Here is a 10,042-nt window from a genome sequence, read left to right as displayed (position 1 = left end):
ATATTCAATAAAAGGCAAGCTGACAAATTTAACTACTTTAAAAAGCCAAAATTAAATAACAAAAAAAGAAGAACCTGAGTCCTTCTTAATTATACAGATATTGCTAAACAACACTATTTGACAAAGAGCCCAGATTATTTCATTCGATTTTCGTAATTAACAGCGGCGCCAATTAAGTTGGCATTGTTTTGGAATTCGCAAGCTTTCACAAGCGGCATCGCACTAGGGACGCCAAATCGCGTTAAAAGTGCTTGTAGACGCGTACGGATTTCGGTCGTTAATTCTGGACGCGCTGAGATTCCGCCGCCAATAATAATCATTTCAGGGTCAATGGAGACTTGTAAGTTATATAATGATTCGGCTAAGAAATCGTACATGTCATTTAGTGCTTGCGTCGCTTTTTGATCGCCCGCATCTTTTAATTCAAATAATTCTTTTCCGGTGATTTCTTTGCCAATCGCTTTAGAAAAACGTGAGGCAGTATTGACTGCTGTTCCATTAGCAGAAAGCGTATTGCCGTTACTATTAACGAGTAACCCGAATTCGCCACCAAATAAATGTGCCCCTTTATAAAGTTGCCCGTTAATAAAGATAGCGCCGCCAACACCTGTCCCAATCACGACAAAAATCGCGTGATCAATGCCGCGACCAGCACCTAAGCCCATTTCGCAAATTCCCGCACAGTTGGCGTCGTTTTCGATGGTAACTGGCAAACCAAGTGCCGCCTCTAACTCGTCGTAAATCGGTCTTTCATGTAAATAAGGTACGGCACTAATGCCATCGATGCGTCGTTCGTTGACGTTAACCGCTCCCGGTGAACTAATCGCCACCCCAGTAACGTCAGCGCCAAAAGAAGCAATGATTTTCTTCATTTCACTTTGCATTTCGTCAAAAGTCGTCGGTGTTTTAAATTGCCCCGTTTGACTTAATTCTTTTTGGTCCCATTGTCCATATTTTACGGCTGATCCACCAATATCAAAAACAGCTAATGTCATTTTTATCCCTCATTTTTACTTATTAAAACGCTTTAATGCATTCATCTTATCATAGCAAGAAACGCCGTAAAATGAAATTGTTTTCGCAAAAAGTTTTGGAAAGAAAAGAAGCGCGCACGCTAGGTTTTTCATCGCGTTTTCAGAAAAAATATGCTACACTACAGAAGTTGAAAAAGAAACGTGCGGTAGACCAAAACAGTCTATCGCTTTTTTTAAAAGAAAGAGGCTAAGAATGTTAAGTTTAACCAATATTACCCATCAATTTGCAGATAAAATTTTATACGAAGATTTGAATTTACAAGTCAATAAGGGCGAACATGTCGGCTTAATTGGCCAAAACGGTGCCGGTAAATCAACTTTAATTAAAATCATCACAGGCGAATTATTACCTGACAATGGTCGCGTTGACGTGCCGCGTAGTGTTCAATTAGGTTATTTGGACCAATACGTCCGCGTTGATGAAACACTAACGATTTACGAATTTTTAAAAACGGCTTTTCAAAAAGACTTAGACGTGGAAGCCCAAATCACAGAATACTACGCGACTTATGGCGAAACATTTGATGATCGTTTATTAGAAAAAGCCGGCCGTTTGCAGACACAACTTGACCAAGGTGAGTTTTATCAAATGGATACTTTGATTCAAGAAATGGCAACGGGACTAGGAATTCAAGTACTGGGCTTAGATAGTTTGCTAAAAGAACTAAGCGGCGGACAACGTTCAAAGGTGATCTTAGCCAAATTATTACTAGAAAAGCCAGATATTTTAGTGTTAGATGAGCCGACTAACCATTTAGATGATACACACGTCGAGTGGTTAACGAACTTCTTACAAAATTTTGCCGGTACTTTTTTAGTGGTTTCACATGATCGCAATTTTTTAAATGACATTACGACACATATTGCCGACATCGAATTCGGGCAACTAACGAAATACACGGGTAATTTAAAGAAGGCCCTTAAACAAAAAGAAGCCAACCGTGAAACGTATTTAAAACAATACGAAAATCAAAAGAAGCACATCGAAAAAACGGAAGCGTATATTCGTAAATACAAAGCCGGCTCGCGTTCAACCATGGCGAAGAGCCGAGAAAAACAACTGGCTAAAGTCGATCGTTTGACTCCACCAAGTGACGTCGCAAAACCGCATTATCAATTTCCGTATCATGAAATTGTTTCAACCTTGGCATTAACGACCGACCAACTAGTCATTGGCTATGAAAAGCCGCTGTTAAAACCAATTGACCTAACCATCCGTTATGGGGAAAAAGTTGCGATTCGAGGATTCAACGGTATTGGAAAATCGACCTTGCTAAAAACCTTAATTGGTGAAATTTCAGCCTTAGATGGTGAATTTCATTTTCCAGCCAATACGAAAATCAATTACTTTTCGCAAGAACTTGTCTGGCAATACCCACTTGAGACACCGCTTCAATACTTAAGCGATTTGTACCCTAAAGCAACGATTAAAGAACTCCGACGTCACTTGTCTCTGGCAGGTCTGGTTAATCAGTTAGCCCAAGAGCCGATAAAAGATTTAAGTGGGGGCGAACAAACCAAAGTCAAACTGGCTCAAATGACGATGACGCCAGGGAATTTTTTGATTTTAGATGAACCAACTAACCATATTGACCAACAAGCCAAAGAAAGTTTGCAAGAAAGCCTAGCCAATTATCCTGGGACGGTAATTGTCGTGTCACATGAACAAGAATTTTATGAAAACTTTGTTGAACGAGTCATTGAAATTGAAGGGTAGGAAAAAAGATGTCACAATTTGAAGCCTTGCACTTACAGGTCATCGAAATGCCTGTTGAATTTGAAAAGAATCGCCCGATTTACCGTGGCTATTTACGTGAAATTCCGACCATTACAGGCGAAGCCCACTCCAAACAAGCCCTCTATCGCCAATTGTTAGAACAATACCAAGTCTATTTTGAACAGCGCCAAACACAGCGTCTTGAAGAAGAAAAAGAAGAAATGACTTCGGCGCTCTTAAATTATGAAGATTTACTCAAGTATTATGACGGTGAAAGCTTCGATGGTTTTGAGTGGAGAGAAAAAGAAGAGTAAAAAAACAAGAAAAAGTAAGGAATTACTTTTTCTTGTTTTTTTGTATTTAGTTTCACATAGAACTAGTAGTTTGCGGCATTTTTTAATTGTGTTTTTCTTTCCTTTAAAACACGCTGAATATTTTGTTCAATTAATTGGAAGTCACTATTCAAAATTAAAGGATGGATCGGAATAACAAAGCGATTCGGGTTAGGGACGAGTTGTTTGATTGTGGTGACGTAGAGGTCGGCAGTTTCGATCTGTTCAGTAAAGGAAATTTGATATTTAATCCAGAAATACTCATAAATGGCTGTTTTTACATCTTCTGTTAAAGGCCGGTTGGGTGTTGTTTCTAAGTAAATTGAAATTTTTTCTTTGCGTTCGTCAAGAGGGGTTAAATACAACGTTAGAAGCAATGAATTTAACTTAAAATAATCGGTCTGGTAGGCAGGATATTTTTGGTTGAAATCAGACCAAAGAAGCTCAAATCGTTCTAAGTGTAAGGGATAACGTTCAGCCAATTCTTTCAGAGAGACAATTGGAAAAAGTTCTAAAATGTAGTTGTTTTTCGGATACCAGTCACAAAATAAAAATAATCGTTGTAACTCTTGTTCGACGTATGCTTTACGTCCACCGATTTTAGTTGGAAAATAAGCTGAAAAACCTCGGCTCCAGTCATCTTTCATTTCTTGGCAACAAGCGGGTAAATGCTCTTTTAGCTTGGGTGGTAAATAAAGGTTATATAAGTACAAGGTTGTTAAGAAAAATTCCCAATCTTGTTTGGTCCAATCAGTTAGAAATACTGGCTTTTCAGGTAAGAAGTTACCTTCAATTTGAGAAAATGGCTGCCAGTCTTTTTCCAAGTGAATATCATTTTGAATATTGACACTTAAAATACTATAGATTAAAGCAATGGCATCGAATTCAATTTTCACGTGTTCATCAAATAGTGGCCTAACCACTCTTTTTGTTTGATTAAGGACTTTTTTCTTTTCTTCTTCGCTAACAAACGTGTTACTCATCTTTTGGAAAGCCAAATAAGCCGATAAAACGATGAATTTTAAGATATCTTGTTCCTGACCAACCAGTTTTAATTCGTGGGAACAAGTAATTTTGAGATTAAAGTCTTTTAATCCTTTATTTGTTTGGCGCACTCTGCGACGGACCGTTGATTCACTAACATAGTATTTCCCACAATAGTCGGTTAACTGAATCACACGATTAAAGAATAAGTCGAGTAACAAATTAAATGAAGGCTCTTCTGAATGATAATGTGTTAAAAGGCGTTGCAAATCACCGCTTTTCCTGATGAGCATCACGCCATTTTTATTGATATTTAATTCAAATTCGCTCGGTTGATAAAATTCAGCGACGTCTTCAGCAAGTTCACGACATAACAGTTGTGCTTGTTGCGTGCTATCCAACCCCAATTGATAAGCAATTTCTGTAGAGGAAACGAATGTAGTGTATTCGCTCAATAAAAGCAGTAATTCTTTTTTTAAAATCATTTTTTTCTGTAACCCGTGAGAATTTCTCATTGCGACCGCCTGACCCTTCTATCAATTTTTTTGTTGATTTAGAGCACTTACCAAAAAAATATGCATTTCACATGAAATAATGGACATTTGTTGATATATAAACGATTATAGTTCTTTTAACCACCCAAATCAATAACCATTGTTCTATCTATCGGCTGGAATTCTAGAAATTTAACAGAAAAATTGCTAAAGTTGTTAAGAAAGTTATAAAAATGTTTAAAATTGAAGGAGAAGAATGATGGATAAGAAACTCAAGTCAAAAATATCAACGTGGTTCATGCTAGTTGTACTAATTACACAAACATTGACCCCCGTAGCCTCTGTTTTTGCAAATGACACGGCAACAAACACAACAAACAGCAGTGAAATAACAAGCAGTACTTTAGAAAGCACATCAGAAGCCACAATCCCTGCCCCAACGGGAACAAGTGCACCGGCAACGAGCCAAACACAATCAAGTTCGGAGACAACGGTGGAAACCACAGCCCCAACAAGCCAAAGCGAAGAAACACCAGCGGCTGAAGAAGAGGCAAGTGCCGAAGACGAGGAGCCTGCCAGGGGGGGGTTAAAAAACACACCTTTGGAAAGTCGTAACTTAGGAGATATTTTTACTTTCAAAGAATTAACTTTAGATGGTGCTGTAATTACAGATTTAAATACACCCATTATAGTAGAAAAAGGTACAAAAGTAGGCATGGAATTTAGCTGGAATACGGAGAATTTAGGTGCTAAAGAAAGCGATACTACTTCAATGCTATTGCCAGATATTTTTAAGCTAGTAGACGTAAACAATCAAGATGTTCTAGTTGAAGATGGAACGGTTGTAGGTAAATACAGTATTAAAAATGGCCAGCTGTTAATCACTTTTAATGAAAATGTTGAAAAGGATGATGTTTCAGAAGGTTTTGTTCTCTTTGATTTTGAATTTGATTTAACAAAATTTGAAGACAATATTCGTCAAGAAATTATTATTAATGATGAGTCCGGCGTAACAATTCCAGTCATCATGCGCCCATCAGAAACTATTGAGGGGATTGATAAAGCAGGAATACCCAATAAACCAAAAGATGCAACTGAAATTACTTGGACAATCGATGTCGTAAACACGACAGGAGAAATATTGAACAATTCTAAAGTAACCGATGTTTTCCCAACAGGCGTCGGACAAGGTAAAGACTTTAAGATTAATGAGTTAAAAGTTGGATTAGATGGTAAGAAGACAGTTGGTTCTTTATACACAGCCGCGACTCCTAGTATTACAGAAACAGGATTTGATGTATTATTTGAAGAAATGGCGCCATTTTCTGGTTATCGTATTGAATACACTACGCCAATTACAGATTATACGGTGACAACTTTTACAAATAAGGCAACATTTGAATATGCCGATAAAAAATTACCAGCTGAAGCAACGGTATCAGGAATTGAAAGAAGTGATGCCATTGAAAAAAATGGTGGGGAAAGTAATGACTTAGGGACTGAAATTACTTGGGAAATTACCATTAACAAGAATGGCGGAACGATTGAAAGAGCTACAGTCACAGATCAATTACCGGAAGGATTAGAAGTGATTGCGGGATCGGTTGAAATTTATAAAAATGATGTAAAGGTAACAACAATTGATACAACAGATTTTCCCGAGCAAGCAATTGAATTAGGAAACATTGAAAAAGATGAGATTTATAAAATAAAATATAAAACATCGATTGATTATTCAGTAGTAAATAGTGGTGACTATCAAAAAAATAACACATTTAAAAACCATACAGAATTATTCGAAGATGGAAAAAAATTAGATGATGCTGAAAAAGAAGTACAAGTGAAGCGCCCAGCAATTATAACGAAGACTGGCAAATCAAATGTTAATTATGACCCAGCAACAAAAACATTGACCTGGACAGTTACTGTAAATGAAGCGAAACACTCAATGAAAGATGTTATTTTAACTGACACAATCCCTAAAGGATTATCAATAGAAAAAGAAAATGTTTCAGTTAAAAAAGCTGACGGAAGTGCGTACTCAGGATTCGAAGTAAATATTGCCCCGGATCCAGCAACTGGAGCAACGACTCTTAAAGTTGAATTGGGAGATGTTGGTAATGAGACATTAATTGTAACCTATACAACAAAAATTACTGACTTCGAACAAAATAAATTTGTTAATAAAGTCGGTATTACTGGTGACGGAATTGGTGAACAAGATTCTTCGAGTGAGACTACAATTACACCTGCACCAAATTCTTTTGACAAAAAATATACAGCAATTGATTACAATGAAAAAATGATGAGTTGGGAAGTAACGGTAAACCCAATTCGAGATGGAATCAATAATTTAGTAATTACCGATACTTTCCCTAATAATGGGTTGATCTTATTACCTGATACAGTAAAAGTAACGTTAGGTAATAGTACGTTAGAAAAAGATAAAGATTATACATTAACGCCTAAAGATTCAGGTTATCAACATGGTTTTATCCTCACGATGAAAACGGTAGTCAATAATAAATTGACTGTTAAATACGCGACTTCTTTTGATCCACAAAAAGTAGTTGAGGATAATACGCTACTCCCTCATATAGGAAAAGAAGGAACTGTGAAGGTATATAAAAATAAAGTTCATTTTACTGGAACAACAACTAATGGTAATTCAGTCGATGACAATAAAGAAGCGAAGAAGGAAGTAATTGATTCTTCTTGGAATAACGGAAATAAAGTCGGGCAACTGGTTCATGTGAATGAAAAAGGCGAGATAGATAAAGGATGGGTAAGCGGTTCAGAAAGAAAGATTGCTTGGGAAGTCTACACCAATTTCCTTAAACAAGACCTTGGTGAAGGAGTTATGGTGGAAGATATCCTTAATTATAATGGCGAAATTGATTCAGATAGTGTGAAAGTTTCAATTTATGATGTTGATAAAGCAGGAAAAACAAAAATTACAACAGAGTTAGATTCAAATAAGTATGAAAAAATAGTTGAAGGTAAAAAATTAACAATAAAATTTAAAGAACAAGTTAAAGAGCGCTATGTGATTGAATTTACTACTTCTGTTCCAGATGTTTCAGCATCATCATATGTAAATAATGCTGAACTGACGGCAGGAGGTAAAAATTATCCTTATACAGGTACTGTTAAGTACGATAAATATAATAACTTTTTAGACAAAAAGGCTTTAGATATCACAGGGAAACAAGTTTATACAGGAGATGAAATTGACTGGAAAGTAGCAGTGAATGAAAGCTTGTCCATTGTTGATAAGGCAGTAATTACTGATATTATTAGTGCAGGTCATGTGTATGTTGCCAATAGTTTAATAGTAACTCGCTTAGGAGAAAAAGAACCCCTTGAAGAAGGCGCCGATTACCAGCTCTCAGTGACACCTAATCAAGAAAATGGTACGACAGAATTAAAAATAACTCTTTCTAGTAAATTAAAAGAAACATTAATTCTTGCCTATAAAACGGTTGTTACTGAAACAGACGGCAATATTGGTAACGCAATTAAACTTGAGGGATCTGGAATCGAGGAAAAGAAAGTTGAATCTGAAAGTTTAACTGCGAAACAATTTTCTTCCGTTGGTGGTAAGTGGAGTGACAAACGTGGTGTTCTTCAAATCACAAAAATTGATTCAGAAACCCAAACGACAATTACAGAAAGTGAAGCAACTTTTATTCTTTCCTTTAATTTAAATGGTGAAAAAGTAACATTTGGTGAATATCAAACAACAAAAGGAATTCTAAGGATTGGTAACTTGCCATTTAGAACGTATTATTTAACAGAAAAGACAGCACCGAATGGTTATGATAAATCAAATGAAGAGATTACAATAGTTGTAGATACAGCTTATAATAATAAAGAAGAAAATATCAAAAAAGAAGATGTCGCCAATGCGCGAATAAAAACATCTGTGGTTGCTAAAAAAATATGGGATGATTTTAGTAATAAACATCAACTTAGACCAGACGCTATTTATGTCCAACTTTATCAAAATAATCAAAAATATGGTGAAGTAACCAAAATAGAAGGTAAAAAAGGTCAAAATGAATGGCAACACGTATTTGATGAGTTACCCAAAACAGAAGTTTTTTCTGGAAAAGACTATGTATACAGTGTAAAAGAAGTTAACGAAAAAGGCGAAGTGATTACCAAGTTAGGTGAATATACAAATAGTGTTGAGGATACGACTATTACAAACAAATTGAATAACGTTACAAATATAAATGGCGTAAAAATATGGGATGACTTTGAAAATATAGATCAAGTTCGTCCAGCTAAAATTACGGTTCGATTGCTACAAAATGGTCAACTAACTGAGGAATTAATCGAAGTTACCAAAGAAATGAATTGGGAATTTGAGTTTACCGATTTAGTGAAATATGATAGTGAAGGCAACGAATATAGTTATACTATTTCAGAAGACAAAATTATTGGGTATGAAACATCCATTGATGGAACAACAATTACGAATAAGTATCGAGGGAAAATAGCTATTTCAGGCAATAAAATCTGGGACGATATGGCTAATAAGTTTAACACTCGCCCAGCTAAAATTATGGTTCGCTTACTTCAAAATGGTGTCCCTACAGATAAAATGGTGGAAGTTACTAGTGAAACAGACTGGAAATACGCGTTTACTGATTTAGTGAAATATGATGATGAAGGAACAGCTTATAACTATACAGTCGTAGAAGAACAAGTAACTGGTTATAATGAACCAACGATTGTAGACACAACCATTACGAATAAACTAACTAAAACATCTCTCGCTGGTATAAAAATTTGGAATGACTTAGGTGATCGCTTTGGTTTGCGTCCTGATTCGATTGTTTTGCATTTAACACAAAATGGAAATCGTGTATCGGCAGAAATTGTACCCGCTTTGGTGGTGACAAAAGACGATAATTGGGTGTATCGTTTTGAAAATCTACCAAAATTTGATCCTGACGGTGAAGTTTATGCGTACTCCGTTGAAGAAGACAGCGTAAATGGTTACGAACAACCAAGTATTAATGGTGGTGAAGTAACCAATACTTTAAGTACAACGCAAGTCTTAGTTAGCAAAGAGTGGGATGACTTTGAAAACAAATACGGCTTACGCCCAGATTCAATTTCAGTCAAACTACTACAAAATGGCAAAGAGCATAGTGAAGTACCGGCTGCGACAATCACGCCAGATGAATCAGGCAATTGGCATTACACGTTCACTGACTTACCGAAATACGATACAGAAGGTCTAGAATACCATTACACGATTGAAGAAATCACCGTTCCTGGTTACGACTCAAATGTTACTAGTATCTTAACGGAAGACGTGGATACCCATCAATTTGTATTGGTAAATAGCTTAGTTACAACGCAAGTCTCAGTCAGCAAAGAGTGGGATGACTTTGAAAACAAATACGGCTTACGCCCAGATTCAATTTCAGTCAAACTACTACAAAATGGCAAAGAGCATAGTGAAGT

General features: G+C 36.3%; 5 protein-coding genes. 3 read left to right on the top strand and 2 right to left on the bottom strand.

Features of this window, described 5'->3' with window-relative positions; genetic code table 11:
* Positions 1–134 precede the first annotated feature (134 nt).
* Positions 135–995, bottom strand: a complete 861-nt coding sequence (locus tag JOD14_RS12465; protein WP_204655109.1) for an ROK family protein — start codon at positions 993–995, stop codon at positions 135–137.
* Positions 996–1,227: 232 nt separating this feature from the next.
* Between JOD14_RS12465 and JOD14_RS12460 the strand changes: the two genes are divergently transcribed.
* The gene (locus JOD14_RS12460; protein ID WP_204655108.1) at positions 1,228–2,751 is read left to right on the top strand and encodes an ABC-F family ATP-binding cassette domain-containing protein; all 1,524 of its coding nucleotides are present in this window, start codon (positions 1,228–1,230) and stop codon (positions 2,749–2,751) included.
* 8 nt (positions 2,752–2,759) lie between these two features.
* On the top strand, positions 2,760–3,065 hold the full coding sequence (locus JOD14_RS12455; protein ID WP_204655107.1) for a hypothetical protein: 306 nt from the start codon (positions 2,760–2,762) through the stop codon (positions 3,063–3,065).
* A gap of 62 nt (positions 3,066–3,127) precedes the next feature.
* Here the strand turns inward: JOD14_RS12455 and JOD14_RS12450 are convergent, their stop codons facing one another.
* Positions 3,128–4,552 carry a helix-turn-helix domain-containing protein gene (locus JOD14_RS12450; protein WP_204655106.1) on the bottom strand — a complete coding sequence of 475 codons (1,425 nt, stop codon included), beginning with the start codon at positions 4,550–4,552 and terminating at the stop codon, positions 3,128–3,130.
* 268 nt (positions 4,553–4,820) lie between these two features.
* Between JOD14_RS12450 and JOD14_RS12445 the strand changes: the two genes are divergently transcribed.
* Positions 4,821–10,042, top strand: a 5,222-nt coding sequence (locus JOD14_RS12445; RefSeq protein WP_204655105.1) for a Cna B-type domain-containing protein, incomplete at its 3' end; no start/stop codon positions are given.

It is taken from the genome of Enterococcus lemanii (genome assembly GCF_016909125.1).
Lineage (GTDB): Bacteria > Bacillota > Bacilli > Lactobacillales > Enterococcaceae > Enterococcus_I > Enterococcus_I lemanii.
This window is presented reverse-complemented; position numbering and strand designations above follow the sequence as displayed.

Excerpts from the sequence above, each read along its gene's own strand:
- JOD14_RS12465 (WP_204655109.1), bottom strand. The coding sequence starts at position 995 with ATGACATTAGCTGTTTTTGATATTGGTGGATCAGCCGTAAAATATGGA.
- JOD14_RS12460 (WP_204655108.1), top strand. The coding sequence starts at position 1,228 with ATGTTAAGTTTAACCAATATTACCCATCAATTTGCAGATAAAATTTTA.
- JOD14_RS12455 (WP_204655107.1), top strand. The coding sequence starts at position 2,760 with ATGTCACAATTTGAAGCCTTGCACTTACAGGTCATCGAAATGCCTGTT.
- JOD14_RS12450 (WP_204655106.1), bottom strand. The coding sequence starts at position 4,552 with ATGATTTTAAAAAAAGAATTACTGCTTTTATTGAGCGAATACACTACA.